Genomic DNA, 19,224 nt, shown 5'->3' with positions numbered 1-19,224 from the left:
GGGTAATCCATCATGTGCAGGTGGCTTGTCCGGAGACTGCCGCGAGCTACCCCGTCACCTGGGCCGACCCCGCGGAGATTCCGGGCGGCCGCCGCTTTTCATATCGGCGATGCCGCGGGCAATCCGCTGGTCTTCCTCGTCGGCTAGTCCTCGTAGACCGGTGGGCGACGATCGCGGCGCGCGCGGATCGCCTCGTCGAAATTCTCGGTGGTGAGGCGGACGTAGAGCTGTGACATGCCCTCGTGCTGCATATGGGATTCGAAGCCGCCGGCCTCCATGCCGCTCCACAGCATGCGCTTGGTCAGTTCGGTGCCGACCCGGCTGAAGCTGATGATCCGTTCGGCCAGGTCGTAGCAGGTGTCGAGGAGTTTTGCGGTGGGGACGGTGCGCGAGACCAGGCCGATGCGCTCGGCCTCGACCGCGTCGATATCCCGACCGGACAACATGATTTCGAAGGCGCGCGAGGCGCCGATGGCGCGCGGCAGCAGATAGCTGATGCCCAATTCCGCTGAGGTGAGGCCATTGTTGATCCCCGCGGCGCGAAAGTAGGCTTCCTCGCCCGCGATTCGGATATCGGTGGCGACGCTGAGACAGAAGCCGCCGCCGATGGCGGCGCCGTTGATCGCGCCGATCACCGGTTGGTTCATCCGCCGCAGGGTGATCATGACGTCGTTGAGCAGATCCATCGAGCGCCGCGCGACGCTGGTCTTGGTCAGTCCCTCGGTATGGGGAATCTTGCCCGCACTCTGCAGGTCCGCGCCGGAGCAGAAGCCCTCGCCCGCGCCGGTCAGCACGACGACGCGCACCTCGTTATCGGCGCTGACCTCCTCCAGCGCCTCGCGCAGCGGAATCATCACGTCGAAGGCCATCGCGTTCATCCGTTCCGGCCGATTGAGCGTGACCAGCGCGACTTGCGGTCGCGGTTTATCGATGAGCACGAACGACATACGAACCCCTATCCAGCCATGTTCACACCGAGTCCCCACTATACCCAAGCAAGCGTTAGGTCGAAGTGAATCAGGCGAGGTGCCAGGTGGCGCGCAGGGTGGCCGAGATTTCCGATTCGCCGAGTTCTACCGGGACCGGAGCGGCGCCGTAGGCCTCGTTCATCGGGGCCGACACCGCCATGAGCCGGGGCGTGGCAGGCGGTGCGGAGGCGGTGTTCTCGGTGATCTCGATGACCGGGCCGAGGGTGCGCCGGGCGCGCCCCGCATACTGCTCGGCCTTGGCCAGGGCGTTGTCCCATGCGGCGTCGCGGGCCCGGGCCAGCAGTGACTCCTGGTCGGCGAAGCTGAGATTGAGACCGCCGAGGCGGACATCGTCACCGCCCGCGTCGACACAGTTGGCGATGATCGTGGCGGGGCCGGGATCAGCGGTTTCGCCGATATCGCGCAAGATGACGGTGAGGTCGGTGCTCGCGAGGTAGCCGGTGATCTTGGAGCCGCCGCCCTCGAGCCAGACGGTTTCGGTGCGCACCGACAGGCCGCTGGTGGCGATATCGGGACCGGGCACGCCGTCGGATCGCAGCGAGCTGGTGACGGCCGCGACGCGTTCACCGGCCTGCCCGTAGGCGAGGGCAACCTTGCTGGCTCGGGTTTCGATGGAGATCGTGACGCGCATCAGATCCGGGGTGGCGCGGGCGGTGCCGTACCCGAAGGTGGTGACCGTACCCGAGGCGGCGACGGTGTCATCGGAATTCTTCTTGCTCACGGCGCTCTCCTGATTCGTCGGATCGTTTTCACCTACTGAACGATCGGTAACGCGCGAACATCCCGGCGTGCACCGGTTCGGTCGAGCCGCGTGCGGCAAGAGCGTGGCTGGTATCGCCGGACATTCGCGCTGCTCAATAGTCGCCGCCACGCACCGCGATCGCGCGGACCGCGGCGTCCATCTGGGCGTACGCGCCGGCGGCCAGACGTTCCAGCAGCGCGAGCTTGAGCTCGGGCGCTTGCCGAGTGAGCACGTCGAACCGCTCCGGGCGCAATACCGCCACGCGGACGGCGCTTTCGGCCCTGGCCTCGTTCACGAACGGGGTGCCGACGAGCATCGGGATCTCGCCGAACGACCTTCCGGCCGAAAGCGATACGAGCCGGTGGGTGCGAGCGTCCGCGCCTTCGAAGATGATTCGGACTCGGCCCTCGAGGATCAGATACAACCCGGAACGTTCGCTGCCGCGCTCGGCGATCACCTCGCCGCGGGCGATGGTGCGCACCTCGAAATCCTTTGCCAGGCGGGCGCGGTCGTCGGGCGCGAGTGCGGCCAGCGCGGGATGGTCCTCGATCGGCAGTGCGGTACACGCCGGTTCGTCAGGGGGACGGTGGTGCTCGAGGACGATGTTCTCGCACCATTCGGCGGCGGTGTCACGGTCGATGAACACCAGGCCGCGTGGGTCGGCCGGATTCAGGCTGGAGACCAGGTGGCCCAATTTGCTGTCGGGGTCGACGATGGCGACGCGGCAGCCCGCAGCGGCGAGTTCCTGCTGCAACGCGTCGATCATTCGCACCGCGATCGCGCTCACCTCACCGACCCGGCGCAGGTCAACGACCAGGGCCTCGAGCTCGCGCGACTGTTCCTCGATCGCGCGTACCGCGCGTTCGGCACCCGAGAACAACAGGTCACCGTGCAGTTCGTAGACCCGGGCACGATGTCCGTGTGCACTGAGCACGGCCATCTCGTCGGTGGTGCGCTGCAGTCGCGATGGCACCTCGGCCACCGAGTAGGCAGCCCGGATCGCGGTCCGTGCGGACCGGGTGACGTGCAGGAAGTGCAATTCGAGGCGCTGCGACAGCGCACGGCAGGCGGCGACACCGCGCACGCTGTTGCCGTGCGGATCCAGCCGAGGAGAGTAGACGGCGATGCCGACCTGGCCGGGCAGCACGGCCAGAATGCCGCCGCCGACACCGCTCTTGGCAGGCAGGCCGACGGTGGTCACCCAGTCGCCCGCGGCGTTGTACATGCCGCAGGTGGTCATCACGCTGAGCACGCGTTCGGTCAGCGCGGCGCTCAACGCGCGTTCGCGGGTCAGCGGGTTGAGCCCGTTGTTGGCCAGCGTCGCCGCCATCAGCGCGAGGTCGCGGCAGGTGACGTCGATCGAGCACTGCCGGAAGTAGCGCTCGACCGCCTCGTCCGGATCGGATTCGATGATGCCGAACGAGCGCAGCATGTAGCCGATGGCGCGATTGCGAAAACCGGTGCGCGCCTCGGAGGTGAAGACCGCCTCGTTCATGGTGAGCGCGCGCCCGGCGAAGCGGGAATAGCAGCGCCGGATGCGTTCGAATCGGTCGGCCGGATCGCGGCCGATGATCAGTGAGGCCGCGGTGATGGCCCCCGCGTTGATCATCGGATTGCGCGGGCGCTCGGTCACCGGGTCCAAGCTGATCTCGTTGAACGCGTCGCCGGAGGGTTCGACATCGATGTGCTCGGCGACCGTCTCGATGCCCCGATCGGCCAGTGCGAGTGCGTAGGTGAAGGGTTTGGAGATCGACTGGATGGTGAACGTCGTGGCGATCTCGCCTGCACCGTAGACTCGCCCGTCCGCGGTGGCCAGGCACAGCCCGAACGAGTCCGGTTGCACCGCAGCCAGTTCGGGAATGTAGTCGGCGAGTTCCCCGGAATCGTCGGCGCGGCACAGGTCGTAGACATCGGCGAGGATGCGTGCCACGACGCCGGGATCTACCGCTTGCGGAACCTTCTGCTCGGGCAGGGCCACACGACCACTCTAGGCTGGGTAACGTATGTGCGGTCGCCGCACTCGTCCGCCCGAGCGTGTCCGGGAATAGGCCGGCGATTCGTGTGGAGCCTCACACTTCCGCACGAAGTCGGCTGGTGGTGGGTGATTGTCGTGCTGGGCTACTGGTGCGGCTCCGTAGACTGATCGGATCAGATGCGCTATCCGGAGGGAGCGAGTTCAGGTGGGAGTGCTTTCCCGGGTGGATACGCCCGAAGACTTGCGACGGCTTACTGTTGCCGAGTTGGGTGAGCTGGCGGAGGAGATTCGCGAGTTCCTGGTGCGGAAGGTCGCCGTCACCGGCGGGCACCTCGGCCCCAATCTCGGTGTTGTCGAGCTGACCATCGCACTGCACCGGATCTTCGACTCGCCGGCCGATCCGTTGATCTTCGACACCGGGCACCAGGCCTACGTGCACAAGATCCTCACCGGCCGCAAGGACCAGTTCGACACGCTGCGTACGCAGGGCGGGCTATCCGGTTACCCGAGCCGCTCCGAGAGTGCCCACGACTGGGTCGAGTCCTCGCACGCCTCGGCCTCGCTGTCCTACGCCGACGGCCTGGCGAAGGCATTTGCGCTCACCGGTCAGAATCGGCATGTGGTCGCCGTCGTCGGCGACGGCGCGCTCACCGGCGGTATGTGCTGGGAGGCGCTCAACAACATCGCCGCCGCGCCGGACCGTCCGGTCGTCGTGGTGGTCAACGACAACGGCCGCTCCTACGCGCCGACCATCGGCGGCCTCGCCGACCGGTTGACCGCGCTGCGCACCCAGCCCGCCTACGAGCACGCGCTGGACGCGGGCAAGCGGATCCTCAAGAGCATCCCGCGCGTCGGCGAATCCGCGTATTCGATGGTGCACGCGGTGAAGGCCGGGATAAAGGACGCGGTGAGCCCGCAGGAGCTGTTCAGCGACCTCGGGATGAAGTACGTCGGTCCGGTGAACGGCCACGACACCGTCGCATTGGAAGCGGCGCTGCGCCGGGCGAAGGACTTCGGCGGGCCGGTGCTGGTGCATGTGGTGACGCAGAAGGGCCGCGGCTATGCGCACGCCGAGAACCACGTCGCCGACCAGATGCACGCCTGCGATCCGATCGACCCGCTCACCGGCCGCCCGCTCGGTGGACCGAAGGCGCTCGGCTGGACGTCGGTGTTCTCCGAAGAGCTGATCGCGCACGCGGAGAAGCGCGACGATATCGTCGCGATCACCGCGGCCATGCCGGGGCCGACCGGACTCGCGGCGTTCGGGGAGCGGTTCCCGGAGCGGATGTTCGATGTCGGCATCGCCGAACAGCATGCGATGGCGTCGGCGGCCGGGCTCGCGCTCGGCGGTATGCATCCGGTGGTGGCGATCTACTCGACGTTCCTGAACCGCGCCTTCGACCAGTTGCTCATGGATGTCGCGCTGTTGAAGCAGCCGGTGACGGTGGTGCTCGACCGCGCTGGAATCACCGGTCCCGACGGCGCCTCGCACAACGGCATGTGGGATCTGTCGGTGCTCGGGATCATTCCCGGTATTCGAGTGGCGGCTCCGCGCGATGCGGCAACGCTGCGCGAGGAATTGGCGGAGGCGCTGGCGGTGAGCGATGGTCCCACCGCTATTCGGTTCCCGAAGGGCAGTGTCGCCGAGGATATTTCGGCGGTCGAGCGGCTCGACGGTGTCGATGTCCTGCGCCTGCCCGAGCGTGAGGGCGGCTCCGCGCAAGCGCAGCGCGGTGATGTGCTGATGGTGGCCGTTGGCCCCTTCGCCGCGACGGCCGTCGCAGTCGCGGATCTGCTGGAGCCGGAAGGCATTTCGGTCACGGTCATCGATCCGCGGTGGGTGCTGCCGGTTTCGGACACCATCGTCAAACTCGCCGAAAACTACCGCCTCGTAGTCACTTTGGAAGACGGCGGGCTGCACGGCGGTATCGGATCCACTGTCTCCGCGCGCCTGCGTACCGCTGGACTCGATGTGCCCACCCGGGATCTCGGTGTGCCGCAACACTTCCTGGATCACGCGTCCCGTAACCAGGTGCACGAGGAGTTGGGGCTCACCGCTCCCGACATCGCTCGCCGCATCTCCGGCTGGCTCGAGCGCTGATCGGCGCCCGTCGCTCCGGTGCCGGGGCGGTGGGGTCTTCGGCCACGCTGGACCGTGGGTCGGGCCGGCAGGTCGAGGCGTCGGATCGGCTAAGGGGCTGCATCGGATTCGGGTCGCCGATGATGCTGTCGTTGAGCGGTTGGTGTCAGCCGAGTGGTTGTATTCTGCGCTCGATTTCGGTTCGAGGCCGGATTCCAGGTGCGGAGACTATCGCGTGGCGTTACGTCGGTGGGACGCGCGGACCTTGACGCGGTTGCCGCAGACGTCCATGGAGCACCAGGTTCGGCCGTGATTGCGGGAGTGGTCGAAGAACGCCCAGCGGCAGCTGGGTTCGCGGCAGGTTTTGAGGCGTGGCCAGCTGCTGCGGCGACGGCGGTGGCGACGTCGGCCAACAGAGTGGCCAGGGCGTGATCGACAGGTTCGTCGGGGTGCCGCCCCGTCGGCCGTCCGTGGAATCGGATTGGCCGTCGAGTCGAGCGTGAGCACCTGGAGAACCGCCGTTCGCCTCGACGTCGCGCGCACCCACGTTTCCGGTGGCTGAGCGGGCCTCCTACGGGTCTGGAGTCGGCGTGAGGGCGGCTGCCAGGCGAGGAACGGCAAGCTCGCGCTGCCAGGGGCGGGCGCCGCCGGACTTCAGGAATCCGTCGATGGCGGCCAACAGGTCTGCTGGATCGCCTATCCGGTCGTAGTCCGGGAGTCCGTCCCAGCACAATCGGCGGACCAGGTCGGGGGACAGGAGGTTTTCCACCGGAATCGCGTGTTCGGTGGACAATTCGCCCATCGCGGCCCGGGCGCGAGCCAATCGCGCGGCGGCGGCGGGGTCGCGGCGTTCCCAGCGGTTCACCGGTGGCGGGCCGTCGAAGGGCTGGGTCAGGGGCGGGAGTTCGGTGTCGGGCAGGGTGCGGCCGCGGTCGACGGCAGCGAGCCAGTCGCGGGAGTAGCGGCGTTGGCGCGGTCCGCCGAAGACCGGTAGTGCGCGCAGTTGGGCGATGGTGCGCGGTTCGGCGTTCGCGGCGGCGATGATGGCCGCGTCCGGCAGGATGCGGGCGGGGGCGACGTCGCGGGTGCGGGCGAGATTGTCCCTTGCGTTCCACAGTTCGCGCACGATTGCCAGCTGGCGGGCGCGGCGCAGGGTGTGGATACCGGAGGTGCGCCGCCACCGGTCGGCCTTCGGCGCACCCGGCTCGGTGATCCGGACGTGCTCGAATTCCTGTGCGGCCCAATCGGTCTTGTGCTGCGCCTCGAGCGAAGTGGCGACTTCGTCGCGCAGTTCGAGCAGCAACTCGACATCGAGCGCCGCGTAGTTCAGCCAGTCGTCGGGCAGCGGCCGAGTGGACCAGTCGGCCGCACCATGGCCCTTGCGCAGCGCCCGGCCGAGCAGTCGCTCCACCATCGCCGCCAGGCCGACGCGCTCGAAACCGGCCAGCCTGCCGCCCAATTCGGTGTCGAACAGGCGCGCGGGCCGCAGGCCGAGTTCGGCGAGACCGGGCAGATCCTGGTCCGCCGAATGCAGCACCCACTCCAGGTCGTTGATCGCGGCGGCCAGGGGTGCGAGCGCGTCGGCGACCGGAATCGGATCGACGAGGAAGCTCCCAGCGCCCGCCCGCCGCAACTGGATCAGATAAGCGCGCGCCGAGTACCGGAAACCGGAAGCGCGTTCGGCATCGACGGCCAGCGGACCGGTACCCGCCGCGATGCGCGTCGCGGCAGCGGCGACCTCGGCGGCGGTGACGAGCACAGGGGGCACACCTTCGGCGGGCACGAGCAGGGGTTCCGCTGTGCTGTCTTCCGCTGTGTTGCCTTGTTCGGACTCGTCTGCTACCGGCATAAACCTGAACTTTACGTGGCGATCAGGTGTGGTCGTTGCTGGTATACGACTCCGGACGTAGATGAGTTATTCCCGCGGGCGGCAAACCGGCCGCATAAGCGAGCACTTCGCAGAATCCTTCCACGTGCGGACGCATCTCGCCGGTCATCGCGGTCCAGGATGCGCGCAGCTCCAATTGGTGCGCGCGCGGCGGTCCGGCGATATCGCCGTAGCGCACCGAGCTGGTGGAGGTGACGGTGCCGCCGAGGGCGGTGAACGGTTCGCCGCGGAATTCGAGCGCGTCGACCAGCCAACTCCAGGCGACCTCTGGCAGCAGCGGGTCGGTGGCCAGCGCGGCATCGATATCGGCCTGGATGTAGGCGACCAATCGGAATACCCCGTGCCAGGCGTCATCACCATCGGGATCGTGCAGCAGGATCAGCCTGCCGAATGCGTCGCCCTCGGAATCGACCGGCACCACAGGGGTTTCGGGGTGTTTGACTTCCGCGCCCAATGCGTATGAATAGGGCGCTAGGCGTTGCGGGGGGCGGATCGGTGCCAGCTCGATTCGAGGGTGCACGGTTGCGGTGCCCATCGCATCGACCGCGGCGCGAAATTGAGCTGGCTCGCCGTTGGGTCCTTCGGTCGGTGCGGCTCCGTCGCGGAAGTCGAGCGGTGTCACGAAGGCGACGGTAGACCTTGCGTGCCCGACGCAGTCGGAGGCGCGCCGGGTGCCCGCTCCGACCGGGCGAACGTAGTACTTCCGTGACCCGCCACCCGGCCGAGCGTGGGCGGGTCACGGGCCCGCATACGATGGCGGTGATGAGCACTTACACCCGCCGCCGGTTGACCGATGCCCCGTTCCTCGCCGCTGCCACCGGCGCCGAACCCACTCGTCGGCCGGTCTGGTTCATGCGTCAAGCCGGCCGGTCGCTGCCCGAGTACCGCGAACTGCGCAAGGGCGTCGGGATGCTCGAGTCGTGCTTCGATCCGGAGCTGGTGTGCGAGATCACCATGCAGCCGATCCGGCGCCACGGTGTCGACGCGGCGATCTTGTTCTCCGACATCGTCGTTCCGTTGAAGGCCGCGGGCATCGATCTCGATATCGTCGCCGGTGTCGGACCGGTGGTCGCGTCACCGGTGCGCACCATCGCGGATGTGCGCGCGCTGCCGCGGCTGCGTCCGGAAGAGGTGGGCGCGGTGACCGACGGGGTGAAGCTGCTGACCGACGCGCTCGGCCAGATACCGCTGATCGGCTTCGCGGGTGCGCCGTTCACGCTCGCGTCGTACCTGGTCGAGGGCGGTCCGAGTAAGAACCACGAGCGCACCAAGGCGATGATGCACGCCGACCCGACGACCTGGCACGAACTGCTCGGCGTGCTCACCGATATCACCATCGCGTTCCTGCAGGCGCAGCTGGCCGCCGGAGTCGATGCGGTGCAGTTGTTCGATTCCTGGGCCGGTGCGCTGTCGCTGGCCGACTACCGCGAGTTCGTGCTGCCGCATTCGGAGCGAGTGTTCGCGGAGGTCGCCGATGCCGGTGTGCCGCGCATCCACTTCGGTGTCGGGACCGGGGAGCTGCTCGGGGCGATGGGGGAGGCGGGCGCCGATGTGGTCGGCGTCGACTGGCGGGTGCCGCTGACCGAGGCGGTGCGTCGGGTGGGACCGGGAAAAGCGTTGCAGGGCAATCTGGATCCCGCGGTGCTGTTCGCCGGATCCGCCGCGGTCGAGGCCGAGGCGCGGCGCATCGCGCACGAGGCAGACGAGGCGATCACGATGGGTGCCGCCGGCCATATCTTCAACCTCGGACATGGGGTGCTGCCGGATACCGATCCGGGGGTGCTGACCGCGTTGGTGCAGCTCGTGCACGAGCTCTGACAGTGCGTCGGCAGGTCTGTTGAGCAGGCGCATCGAGGCAGCGGTCGCAGTGGCGGAGATCGCCGCCCGGGCGGTTGCGAGTGCACCGCGTTTGGGTTCGACACGGCTGGTGGCGGTGGACGGGCCCGCCGGGGCCGGAAAGTCCACGTTCGCGGCGTCTTTGGCTGTTCTCTGCGATGCCCGGGTAGTGCACACCGACGACTTCGCGGACGGGAACAACGAGCTCCCCTGGTGGCCTCGGCTCGAGCAGCAGGTGCTCGAGCCGATCGCCCACGGCCGCCCCGGTCGATATCAGCGCTACGACTGGGACCAGCATGCGTTGGCCGAATGGCACGATGTCGCGCCCGGAGGAGTGCTCGTGCTGGAAGGCGTCTCCGCAGCGCGGGCCGCTGTCCGTGATCGCCTGTCGCTGGCGGTGTGGATCGATACGCCGCGCGCGATCCGCTTGGCGCGCGGTCTCGCCCGCGACGGGGCCCACACATTGCCGCTGTGGGAGCAATGGATGGCAGCCGAGGACGCCCACTTCACCGCCGACAACACCCGCGCGCATGTGGACCTCGTCGTCGATGGCCAGGACCCAGCCGTGTCCCGCGAGGCTTGACGAATTGCGCCTGCGGCGAGTTCGGCCCTGGTATCGCCCCGTGGGAACGTCCGGCGCGAATCTGCGCGAGTGCACCGGCGACGGGGACCGGGACGCAGTGCGCACGGTTCAGCGTCATCTCGCCCTCGGCGAGCGCCCCGGTAGCAGGGCGGCTGTGGGTGTGCCGAGCGCTTGGGGCCATCGCCGGGCCCCTTTCGTATGTCGTCAGCGCGTCGCGGCTCTGCAGTAGCAGCGGCCGGGTGCGCGGACCATTTCCGTGGTCGGCGCAGTTGGCGTGAGATTCGGCTCATCGAACCGAGGGCGTGGGCGGGTGGATTCAGGGGCGGGATACGGTCGGAGGCATGAGAATCGCGGTTGTCGGGGGCGGGATCAGCGGGCTTGTCGCGGCGTACCGGTTGCGAGGGTTGCTGGGCGCGGACGCTGACATCGTTGTCATTGATCGGGCCGCGCGGCTGGGTGGGATTCTCTATACCGGTGAATTGGCCGGGGAGCCTTTGGATCTCGGGGCGGAGGCATTCGTCGGGCGGCGGCCGGAGGTGCCGGAGCTGCTACGTGAACTCGGGCTCGAGTCGCAATTGGTGGTTCCGGCGGGGTTGCGTCCGCTGGTGTGGTCGCAGGGGAGTGCGCATCCGTTGCCGGAACGCACCCTGATGGGCGTGCCATCGGATGCCGAGTCGATGCGCGGGTTGGTCGACACCGAGACGCTCGAGCGGATCGACGCGGAGTCCCGGCGGCCGCTGGCCTGGTATCCAGATGCCGATATCGACGTCTACAGCTTGGTCGCCGACCGATTCGGCGCGCAGGTCGCCGAGCGCAGTGTCGATCCGCTGCTGGGTGGCGTCTACGCGGGCAGTTCGCGCTCCATCGGCGTGCGCGCCGCGTTGCCGACCCTGGCCGCGGCGCTCGACGATGGTGCGCCCAGCCTCACCCATGCGGTCGTCGCCGCCATGCCCCCGCCCTCGAACGCGCCCGTCTTCGGCGGCCTGCGCGACGGGTATCGAGTGCTGCTGGACGCGCTGGCCGCGAAGTCCCGCGCGGAGTTCGTCACCACAACCTCGGCCACCCATCTTTCCCGCGCGAGCCACGGCTGGATACTCGAGCCGATCGGCGCGGTGGACGCGGTGGTGCTCGCCACCCCCGCGCCTGTCACCGCAAACCTGCTGCGCCCCTTCGCTTCCGCGGCCGCGTCGGCCGCCGCGGGCATCGAGCTGTCCTCGTCCGTCGTTGTGGCTCTCGGCTTGCCACGCGATACCGCGCTGCCCCAGAACTCGGGCATCCTGGTAGCAACCGGAGAATCCTTGCGCGCCAAGGCATTCACCCTGTCCAGCCGCAAGTGGACCCACCTGGCCGAGCGCGAAACCGCAGCGGTCCGAGCCTCATTCGGCAAATTCGGTGACGACTCCACCCAGCACTGGTCCGACGCCGAACTGATCACTGCCGCCACCGAAGACCTCGCCACGGTCACCGGCGCTACCATCGAACCGACCGCCGCACTGGTCCAGCGCTGGCCCGGCGGCCTCGCCCAGTACGCTCCTGGCCACAACGAACGAATCGCCGAAATCGAATCGGCCACAGCCAATTTCGACGGCCTCGCCATCGCGGGCGCCTACCTCCACGGCGTCGGCGTCCCCGCCTGCATCGCCTCCGGCACCACCGCCGCCCACCGCATCGCCACCGCTCTGACCCGAACCACCACCCGCTGATTCCCCTCTGTGCCGCGACGTAAGTTGTCGTCGGGAACGCAAAAGCGAGCCAGCTGCGGCGGGCTCGACCTGTCGAACGTCGACGTGCCCGCCGCCGGTATCCATGGCGCCGGCAGCCGAATCCGGTGCACACCCGACTGTATGCCGCGTGCGCGAGCAGTGCATCCGGCGGTTCGCCTGACCGACTGGCGGCTGTGCGACTGCTCGGTGTGACGACACGCTAGCCATATTGACGCGTCGGGACTGCGGCGCAGCAGACATGTTCGGGCGACGATGAGGCACCAGCCAATTGCACGCCGGAGGGGTTGCGGGTGCTCGGACCGGTGCCTGCGGCGGATCTGCCCATGCGGTTCCGATAGCGCGTCAACCGCCTGGGTGCGTCGGGACTGCGGTGTAGCAGACATGTTCGGACGATGACGAGGCATCAGCCATGTTGCGCGCGGGAGACTGCTGCGTGCACTTCGACCGGTGCCTGCGGCGGGACCGGCCCACGCGGATACTTCGACGCACTGCAGTGGCACGATAGGAATCATGGCGCGACTCGACTATCAAGCACTCAATTCCACCATCCGCTATCTGATGTTCTCGGTGTTCCAGGTGCAACCGGGTGTGCTGGGGGACGACCGCGAGGCCGCGATCAAGGAGGCGCGCGCGTTCTTCGACGGGCTGGCCGAGCGCGACATCGTGGTGCGCGGCATCTACGACGTGGCGGGGATGCGCGCCGACGCCGACTTCATGATCTGGTCGCATGCCGAGCGGGTCGAGGATCTGCAGGCGGCGTACGCGGACTTCCGGCGCACCACCGAACTCGGCCGGGCCAGCGCCCCGGTCTGGAGCAATGTGGCGCTGCATCGGCCCGCCGAATTCAACAAGAGCCACATTCCGGCGTTCCTGGCCGGCGAGGATCCGGGTAACTACATCTGCGTCTACCCGTTCGTGCGCTCCTACGAGTGGTACCTGCTGCCCGACGAGGAGCGTCGCAAGATGCTCGCCGACCACGGTAAGGCCGCGCGCGGCTACCCGGACGTGCGCGCCAATACGGTCAGCTCCTTCGCGCTCGGCGACTACGAGTGGATCCTCGCCTTCGAGGCCCCGGAACTGCACCGCATCGTCGACCTGATGCGCGACCTGCGCGCCACCGAAGCCCGACTGCACGTCCGCGAAGAGATTCCGTTCTTCACCGGCCCCCGCGTCGAGATCGAAAACCTCATCGCCGCTCTGCCCTGACCCGAACAAGGCCCGCCCTGGTGCTGCCCTCGCGCTCGGGCCCAGCCCCGGTACTTGCCGCACCAACACTCGGCCGCAGTAGCGCTCACCTCGACTCCGGCGGCACGCCGGATCATTCGCACCCCTGATGGGGCTGGTGGGTATGTCGGTTCCGGCAGCTTGTCCGGTAGGGCTGATGGATGCACTCGTACCCTCGATCGGGGCACCCGGGCAGATTCGGGGGCAACCACTGCCTGAATCCGCCCCCAATAGGGCCTACAGGGGTGCGAAGGCCGATAAAGGGTTGGGGGTGGGCTCGGCGTGGCGGAACGGTCACGCCCTGATCTGCCGCGTCTTCGTCGACCTGCCGCTGTGCAGTCAGCACTGCAATTACTGACCGTTTGCGCATGCCCCAGCATTTCGGGGCATGCGCAACGGGCCGGTCGGTCTGTATCTTTCGCTCAGCGCCGCAGTCGATTATTCCGCTGCACTGCCCGAGGGGTGCAGCTGCAGGGCGATGGAGTTGATGCAATAGCGCTTATCAGTGGGCGTGTTGTATCCCTCGCCCTCGAAGACGTGGCCGAGGTGGCTGTGGCAATTCGTGCACAGCACTTCGACCCGATGGCTGCCGAGGCTGTCATCGTCGCGCAGGATCACCGCCGCGGACTCCGCCGGATCGAAGAACGACGGCCAACCGCAATGCGAGTCGAATTTCTCGGTGCTGCGGAACAACTCGGCGCCGCACGCGCGACACACATAGACGCCTTCGGTCTTGGTGTCGGTGTACTCACCGGTGAACGGACGTTCGGTCGCGGCCTGTCGCAGCACCGCGTACTCTTCCGGATTCAGCTTGGCCTTCCACTCCTGTGGGGTGAGCTGGATCCGCGGCGCGGGTAGGGACGTGTCGGCGTCGGAACTCATTGCTCCACGCTAATAGGTTTTCGGCGTCGGCGCCGCACACCCTGCCCCTCCGCCGCGTCTACCCGTGGTTCGGCTGCCCGGCTGGACCTACAGCTTGGCTCGGCCCGCTCGCCGAGTTGCTGCTGGCGCGCCCTCCAGCGGTCGGAACTGCCCTCGGATCGCCCCGTCCGCGTCTACTCGATCTGGTGCCGGAACTCCGATTCCGGCGCACCAGTCGCTACTTGAGCGCGCTCGCCTGCGGTTCGCCCCGCAATTCGGCCGCCCTGCCGTTCACGCCCAGGTCATCGGTATCGCTCTCCAACGCAGTGGAGACCGTTTCGACCGCGAGCGCTTCCTCGGCCGCACCCCGCGAATCCGGCGCGGACCGCATCCACTCCGGATCGAGTCCGAACGGCAGCCGACCTTCGCGCCGCGCCGCCAGATACCGGTCGACGAGCACGCATGCGATGACGATGAGCAGCAGCCCCCAGCCGAAGGTGATGCGCAGGTACTCCAGGTTCCGGCCGAGCCCCTGCCAGCGGTCGGAGAGCCACTTGTCGTAGGACATGAACCCGAACACCGCCAGCCAGGCCGGCCAGTTGCGCATGACCGAATTGCGCAGCACCACCGACATCAGCAGCGGGAACAGCATCATCGAGTAGTACATCTGTCCGAGCGAGTTGAGCAGGAATTCGGCGGTCATCAACACGCCGCAGGCGGTCGTCACGAAGAACAGGTCATCGTGACGGTAGTAGCGGTACAGCAGCCACAGCGAGATGGCGACCAGCACGCCCATCACGATGCGAATGCCCCAGGTCAACCACAGCGGCAGCCCGTAGTAGGCGGCGTTGCCGACGATCGCGCTGTTGAAGTAGTCGCGCGGGTCGGCCAGGTAGCGCGCGGTCCTGGTGAAGAACTTGTCCGGATCGGCCGACATAGGCCAGGCGATGGCGATCAGCGCCAGCGGAACGCCGAGCGCGGTGTAGAAGACCTTCCACTGCCCGCGCGCCGCCGCGATCAGCACCAGTGGCGCGAGCGTCGGTTTCACCGCAATGCTCAAACCCAATACCGCACCGGCCCAGAGATCGCGCCGCGCGAGCAGCAGCATGATGAACGCCACTTCGGCCAGCAGCACGCATCCGTTCACATTGGTGAACACCAGTGTGTTGATGACGGTTTCCGAGCTGAACATGGCGAACAGCACGATCGGCGCGGCCACCGAGGACACCGTGAACTTGAACAGCTTGAGCAGCAGATACCAGGCCAGGATGATGGCGGCGGCATTCAGCAGGATGAAGCACCAGCGCGATTTCTCCGGGTCGATCAGCGCCAGTGGTGCGATCAGCAGGGTGCCGCTCGGTGGGTACAAGTAGTGCGGGTCGACCAGGTCGTAGTTCGCGGTGTACACCGGCCGGTGGTTGAGGAAGGCCAGTGACGCGTTGTAGACCGGTTTGAAGTCATCGGTGATGAACCCGTTGACGGCCTTGATGAAGACCCGGTTGAGCACAGTCATGACCGCGAGCGGCCAGAGTGCGAACTTGATCACCTCGGCGGTGGTGCGAGCAGTGCGAGGCTCGAGCTGTCGAAGTAACACTGGGGCACGGTACACCGGATCCGTTCGCGACGGTTGCCGGGACCTACCCGGCGCGCCGAGGTTAGGGGATCACTCCACACATCTAGGGGATCATGACTGCGCCTCGCTGTCGCTCGGCTTCGCCATTTCCCCTAAGTGGCTGTTTCTTTGTGCGCTCGCTTCGCTCGCTCAGGCCGGGCACGCGGTGCCGTCGGCGGGAAGCTTGGCCTCCTTCAGATAATCGACGAGAGCCTGTTGCGCACAACCGGAATGGGCGAAAACCGGATGCCCCCACCCCTGCCAGGCGATCGATGCCTTGCGCGCGCCCGCGGCGCCGAGCGAACCGGTGACCGAGGCCTGGCCGCCGTCGCCGACCAGCGGATCCGCGGCCGCGCCGAGGACGAGAACCGGCAGGTCCAGCTTGTCCGGCAGCGGCGGCGCGGCACTGACCGGCCACGCGACGCATGCCATCATGCCGATCGCGGCGGACCTGCCGAATACCGGATACTTCTGGCCCCAGGTGTCCGCGAGCTCCTTGGCCTTGGTCGGGCTCGGCGGCAGCTGATTATCGGTGCATCGATTGACGAACTGACCATCGGCCGCGGTGGCGGCGGATTCACGCAGGATCAGATTCCCGAGCGGGCCGCGATCACCGCGCCCGGCCGCCGACAGCGCGTCGGCGAGTTCGGCGATGTGCGCGGACTGGTCGCGCGGACTGGCGAGGAAGCCCGACAGCGCGGTCAGCAGTGCGTTCGCGGAGATGTCGCCGAGTCCGCCGCTGCCCGCCTTCTGCACCAGAGCGATGATCGCGGCGCGCGGGTCCGCACCGAGTGAGCAGCCGATTCCGGTGCAGCGCTGAGCGAATGCGGTCACCGCCGCTTCCGCGCCCTGGACGCGCTGCTCGGTGCGGGTCACCGCGTCGGTGCCGACGGCCTCCGGCGAATCCAGGACCAGTCGCGCCAGGTGGTCGCCGAACTTGCGCGCGTAACTGAGCGCGACCTTCGCGCCGTTGCCCGAACCGAGCAGGTCGATCCGGTCGACCTGCCACTGCTTGCGCAACTGCTCGATGTCGTCGGCGGCGTGCGGCGCGTCGAAGGTGCCCTCGTAGGGCTGCAGGAAATCGCGGCAGGCGATGGTGCCGTCCTGGCTGTACCCGGTCACCGCTTCGACGGGATCGCTTGCTCCCGGCCCGAATTGGCCGTTGTCGGCCAGGTTGCGGCGCACGTCGATGGGCAGGCAGTCGATCGGCTGTGAGGTGCCCAGGCCGCGCCGGTCCACCGCGACGATCGGGCGGCTGGCCAGTAGTCCGTTGCCCGCGCCGACGGCGAGCCCGGCCAGCGTCGCGCTGGAGGACCGGTCCGCGCCGGAGGTGATGACCAGCGGCGCGACATCGGTCGGGGTCTGCGCCAGCCTGGCCCGCATCGCGCCGGTGCGGAAGTTGCCGAGCACACCACCGGTCGAATCGATCGGCGTCGTGTATTCGGCGCAGTCCAGGACCAGTCCGGACGGTGCCGGTCCGAGGCCGAGTAGGTCCAGGGTCGGCGCCGTGCAATCGTGCCAGGTCAGATCGGTTTTGGGGACACCCGCGTCGGGCGGCGGCGTGGTGACCGTGGTCGGATTCGGGCGCGCCCCGCCCTGCGGCGCGCGCTCGACGGCGACGCCGGGGCGATCGGAGGGTCCCGCACCGCATCCGGCGATCATGATCGAGAGTGTCGAGGCCAGCACGACGGCCCGAGTCCAGCGCATGCGTTACAGCCTGCCAGGTTCGGACGCCGGTTTCACAAAGCAGGCGTACGTTGCCCGGCGAAGCCGCCCCGAACAGGTGTGCCGCGGGGCCGAGCCGGCCACAGCCGTCACCGAGCATCGTGCCCAGCGGACCGTGCCGCACGAGTCACCGGCGGGTCCAACGGGTGAGGACGGTCCCGTCGTCATCCAGCAGGATGTGTGCGCGCATCATAGACGTCCGAAACTCGTGCGCGGACAGCGAAATTCGTCGTGCCGTACCCCCGACGAGCACCGGCGCGGTGGTGACGCACAGCTCGTCGACCGCGTCGGCCTCGAGCAGCTCACCGAACAGATGCGGCCCGCCCTCGCACAGCACCCGATGCAATCCGAGATCGGCCAGTGCGCGCAGCAATCCCTCCGGCGTGACCGCGACGCCGCCCGCCGCGATCACCTGCGCGCCCGCATCGGCGAGTTGCTGTTTGCGATCCTGCGGCGCGGTCGCGGTCGTGATGACCAGCGGCGCGACCTCGGTATCGGTGAACAGCCGCGCGCCGGGCTCGAGCGCGGCGCTCGCGGTGACCACCGCGATCGGCGGCGGGGCACCATCGCGATGACCGCCGATGCCGCGGTCGTACAACGCGCGCCGCAGTCGTGGATCGGTCCGAGCGCCGCCGTAGTTCTCCGCGCGCGCGGTGCCCGCGCCGATCACGATCACGTCGGCCAACTCGCGCAACATCATGAAAACGGTCTTGTCGGCGGGTGTGCCGAGTCCTTCGGAGACATCGCCGCTGGTGGCCGACCCATCGATGCTGGACACGAAATTGGCGCGGACCCAAGGCGCCTGGAGTTGGGTGGGGTAGGCGTACAACTCGGCGAGGTCCTCGCGGTTCAGTCCTGTGAGCTGGATCGCATTGTGGATACGCTGCATAAAGGAAGATCACACCACGTCACTAGGCTGCGTCCATGCAAGAACGCCTTGTCGATCGCCATCCGGAGGTTCCGGCGGACCGATTGGTCGCCCAGATGGTGCCCCCGCCCATGTTCGACGAGGTCAGTTTCGCCTCCTATATCCCGGACCCGAAGGAGCCGAGCCAGGCGGCCGCGGTCGGCAAGGCCGAGGATTTCGCGGGGCAGGTCGCCAAGATCAACCACGCGGTCAACAAGAAGGGCCTGTTCGGCAAGAAGAAGTCGATCAGCGGCGCCGGGCTCTACCTCGACGGCGGGTTCGGCGTCGGCAAGACCCACCTGCTCGCTTCGATCTTCCACAGTTCGCCCGCGCCGAAGTCCTTCGGCACCTTCGGTGAGGTCACCAATCTCGTCGGCGCACTCGGCTTCAACAACGCGGTCGAGCGGCTGTCCGCGAACAGCGTGCTGTGCATCGACGAATTCGAGCTCGACGATCCGGGCGACACGATGCTGGTGTCGCGCCTGTTGACCGAGCTCTCCGCGCGCGGGGTGTCCATCGCGGCGACCTCGAATACGCTGCCCGGTCAGCTCGGTGAGGGCCGCTTCGCCGCACAGGACTTCATGCGCGAGATCAAGAAGCTCGGCTCGATCTTCGAGGCCGTGCGCGTCGACGGTCCCGACTACCGGCACCGCGATCTGCCGCCCGCGCCGGAGCCGACCTCACCGGAGCTGCTCACCGAACGGGCCGCCGCCACACCGGGTTCCGCGCTCGACGAGTTCGACGCGCTGCTGAAGCATCTGAGCACGCTGCATCCGTCCAAGTACGGTGCGCTGATCTCCGGAGTGTCGTCGGTGTTCATCTCGAATGTGCACACGGTGACCGATCAGGCGGTGGCACTGCGGATCGTCGTGCTCGCCGACCGCCTGTACGACGCGAGTGTTCCGGTCACCGTATCCGGCGCCAAGCTGGACGAGATCTTCTCGCAGGAGATGCTCGGTGGCGGGTATCGGAAGAAGTACCTGCGCGCGATTTCGCGTCTGCTGGCGCTGTCGCGGTTCGAGGTTCCGGCGTAGAGCTCGACGACGGAGCTCGCGTGCCGCCAACCCGACGGAGGTCT

At 67.9% G+C, this 19,224-nt stretch carries 16 protein-coding genes; 6 read left to right on the top strand and 10 right to left on the bottom strand.

Annotated features, from left to right (window positions below; genetic code table 11):
* Positions 1-143: 143 nt before the first annotated feature.
* The 3 genes from OG874_RS20355 to glsA form a co-directional block, all read right to left on the bottom strand.
* Positions 144-947 (bottom strand): enoyl-CoA hydratase, encoded by an 804-nt coding sequence (locus OG874_RS20355; RefSeq protein WP_330256702.1) that lies wholly within the window; start codon positions 945-947, stop codon positions 144-146.
* Positions 948-1,017: 70 nt separating this feature from the next.
* On the bottom strand, positions 1,018-1,710 hold the full coding sequence (locus OG874_RS20350) for an SIMPL domain-containing protein (protein WP_330256701.1): 693 nt from the start codon (positions 1,708-1,710) through the stop codon (positions 1,018-1,020).
* Positions 1,711-1,843: 133 nt separating this feature from the next.
* Positions 1,844-3,709, bottom strand: coding sequence for a glutaminase A (glsA, locus tag OG874_RS20345; protein ID WP_442943368.1), 1,866 nt, complete (start codon positions 3,707-3,709; stop codon positions 1,844-1,846).
* Positions 3,710-3,911: 202 nt separating this feature from the next.
* On the opposite strand from glsA, the gene dxs reads away from it, so the two are divergent.
* Positions 3,912-5,807 (top strand): 1-deoxy-D-xylulose-5-phosphate synthase, encoded by a 1,896-nt coding sequence (gene dxs, locus OG874_RS20340; RefSeq protein ID WP_330256700.1) that lies wholly within the window; start codon positions 3,912-3,914, stop codon positions 5,805-5,807.
* Between the two features lie 207 nt (positions 5,808-6,014).
* On the opposite strand, the gene OG874_RS20335 is transcribed toward dxs, so the two are convergent.
* The 3 genes from OG874_RS20335 to OG874_RS20325 form a co-directional block, all read right to left on the bottom strand.
* Positions 6,015-6,293 (bottom strand): CGNR zinc finger domain-containing protein, encoded by a 279-nt coding sequence (locus OG874_RS20335; protein ID WP_330256699.1) that lies wholly within the window; start codon positions 6,291-6,293, stop codon positions 6,015-6,017.
* A gap of 64 nt (positions 6,294-6,357) precedes the next feature.
* Complete coding sequence (locus OG874_RS20330; protein WP_330256698.1) at positions 6,358-7,635, bottom strand: HRDC domain-containing protein; 1,278 nt, start codon at positions 7,633-7,635, stop codon at positions 6,358-6,360.
* A 22-nt stretch (positions 7,636-7,657) separates the two neighbouring features.
* Positions 7,658-8,296, bottom strand: coding sequence for a DUF3000 domain-containing protein (locus OG874_RS20325; protein WP_330256697.1), 639 nt, complete (start codon positions 8,294-8,296; stop codon positions 7,658-7,660).
* 131 nt (positions 8,297-8,427) lie between these two features.
* Here OG874_RS20325 and hemE point away from each other — a divergent pair, with 131 nt between their 5' ends.
* The 4 genes from hemE (at position 8,428) to hemQ (ending at position 13,023) form a co-directional block, all read left to right on the top strand.
* Entirely contained in the window at positions 8,428-9,492 is a 1,065-nt protein-coding gene (gene hemE / locus OG874_RS20320; RefSeq protein ID WP_330257352.1) for a uroporphyrinogen decarboxylase, read from the top strand.
* A 19-nt stretch (positions 9,493-9,511) separates the two neighbouring features.
* Positions 9,512-10,093 carry a uridine kinase family protein gene (locus OG874_RS20315; protein WP_330256696.1) on the top strand — a complete coding sequence of 194 codons (582 nt, stop codon included), beginning with the start codon at positions 9,512-9,514 and terminating at the stop codon, positions 10,091-10,093.
* Positions 10,094-10,434: 341 nt separating this feature from the next.
* Positions 10,435-11,796, top strand: a complete 1,362-nt coding sequence (locus OG874_RS20310; protein ID WP_330256695.1) for a protoporphyrinogen oxidase — start codon at positions 10,435-10,437, stop codon at positions 11,794-11,796.
* A gap of 531 nt (positions 11,797-12,327) precedes the next feature.
* The gene (hemQ, locus tag OG874_RS20305; protein WP_330256694.1) at positions 12,328-13,023 is read left to right on the top strand and encodes a hydrogen peroxide-dependent heme synthase; all 696 of its coding nucleotides are present in this window, start codon (positions 12,328-12,330) and stop codon (positions 13,021-13,023) included.
* A 456-nt stretch (positions 13,024-13,479) separates the two neighbouring features.
* Here the strand turns inward: hemQ and msrB are convergent, their stop codons facing one another.
* The 4 genes from msrB to OG874_RS20285 form a co-directional block, all read right to left on the bottom strand.
* Positions 13,480-13,923 carry a peptide-methionine (R)-S-oxide reductase MsrB gene (gene msrB, locus OG874_RS20300; RefSeq protein ID WP_330256693.1) on the bottom strand — a complete coding sequence of 148 codons (444 nt, stop codon included), beginning with the start codon at positions 13,921-13,923 and terminating at the stop codon, positions 13,480-13,482.
* Between the two features lie 217 nt (positions 13,924-14,140).
* The gene (locus OG874_RS20295) at positions 14,141-15,496 is read right to left on the bottom strand and encodes a glycosyltransferase family 87 protein (RefSeq protein WP_330256692.1); all 1,356 of its coding nucleotides are present in this window, start codon (positions 15,494-15,496) and stop codon (positions 14,141-14,143) included.
* Positions 15,497-15,664: 168 nt separating this feature from the next.
* On the bottom strand, positions 15,665-17,221 hold the full coding sequence (locus OG874_RS20290) for an alpha/beta hydrolase (RefSeq protein WP_330256691.1): 1,557 nt from the start codon (positions 17,219-17,221) through the stop codon (positions 15,665-15,667).
* Between the two features lie 145 nt (positions 17,222-17,366).
* Complete coding sequence (locus tag OG874_RS20285; protein ID WP_330256690.1) at positions 17,367-18,128, bottom strand: pyrimidine reductase family protein; 762 nt, start codon at positions 18,126-18,128, stop codon at positions 17,367-17,369.
* A gap of 35 nt (positions 18,129-18,163) precedes the next feature.
* Between OG874_RS20285 and zapE the strand changes: the two genes are divergently transcribed.
* Complete coding sequence (gene zapE, locus OG874_RS20280; RefSeq protein WP_330256689.1) at positions 18,164-19,180, top strand: cell division protein ZapE; 1,017 nt, start codon at positions 18,164-18,166, stop codon at positions 19,178-19,180.
* Positions 19,181-19,224 lie beyond the last annotated feature (44 nt).

This window comes from Nocardia sp. NBC_00565, assembly GCF_036345915.1.
In the GTDB taxonomy this organism is placed as follows: Bacteria; Actinomycetota; Actinomycetes; order Mycobacteriales; family Mycobacteriaceae; genus Nocardia.
Note: the sequence above shows the minus strand (reverse complement) of the source record. Positions and strands in the feature narration are given on the sequence as shown.

What these genes read in the sequence shown, in the direction of transcription:
- OG874_RS20355 (WP_330256702.1), bottom strand. Translation starts at nt 947, where the DNA reads ATGTCGTTCGTGCTCATCGATAAACCGCGACCGCAAGTCGCGCTGGTC.
- OG874_RS20330 (WP_330256698.1), bottom strand. Translation starts at nt 7,635, where the DNA reads ATGCCGGTAGCAGACGAGTCCGAACAAGGCAACACAGCGGAAGACAGC.
- hemE (WP_330257352.1), top strand. Translation starts at nt 8,428, where the DNA reads ATGGCGGTGATGAGCACTTACACCCGCCGCCGGTTGACCGATGCCCCG.
- OG874_RS20310 (WP_330256695.1), top strand. Translation starts at nt 10,435, where the DNA reads ATGAGAATCGCGGTTGTCGGGGGCGGGATCAGCGGGCTTGTCGCGGCG.
- hemQ (WP_330256694.1), top strand. Translation starts at nt 12,328, where the DNA reads ATGGCGCGACTCGACTATCAAGCACTCAATTCCACCATCCGCTATCTG.
- msrB (WP_330256693.1), bottom strand. Translation starts at nt 13,923, where the DNA reads ATGAGTTCCGACGCCGACACGTCCCTACCCGCGCCGCGGATCCAGCTC.
- OG874_RS20290 (WP_330256691.1), bottom strand. Translation starts at nt 17,221, where the DNA reads ATGCGCTGGACTCGGGCCGTCGTGCTGGCCTCGACACTCTCGATCATG.
- OG874_RS20285 (WP_330256690.1), bottom strand. Translation starts at nt 18,128, where the DNA reads ATGCAGCGTATCCACAATGCGATCCAGCTCACAGGACTGAACCGCGAG.
- zapE (WP_330256689.1), top strand. Translation starts at nt 18,164, where the DNA reads ATGCAAGAACGCCTTGTCGATCGCCATCCGGAGGTTCCGGCGGACCGA.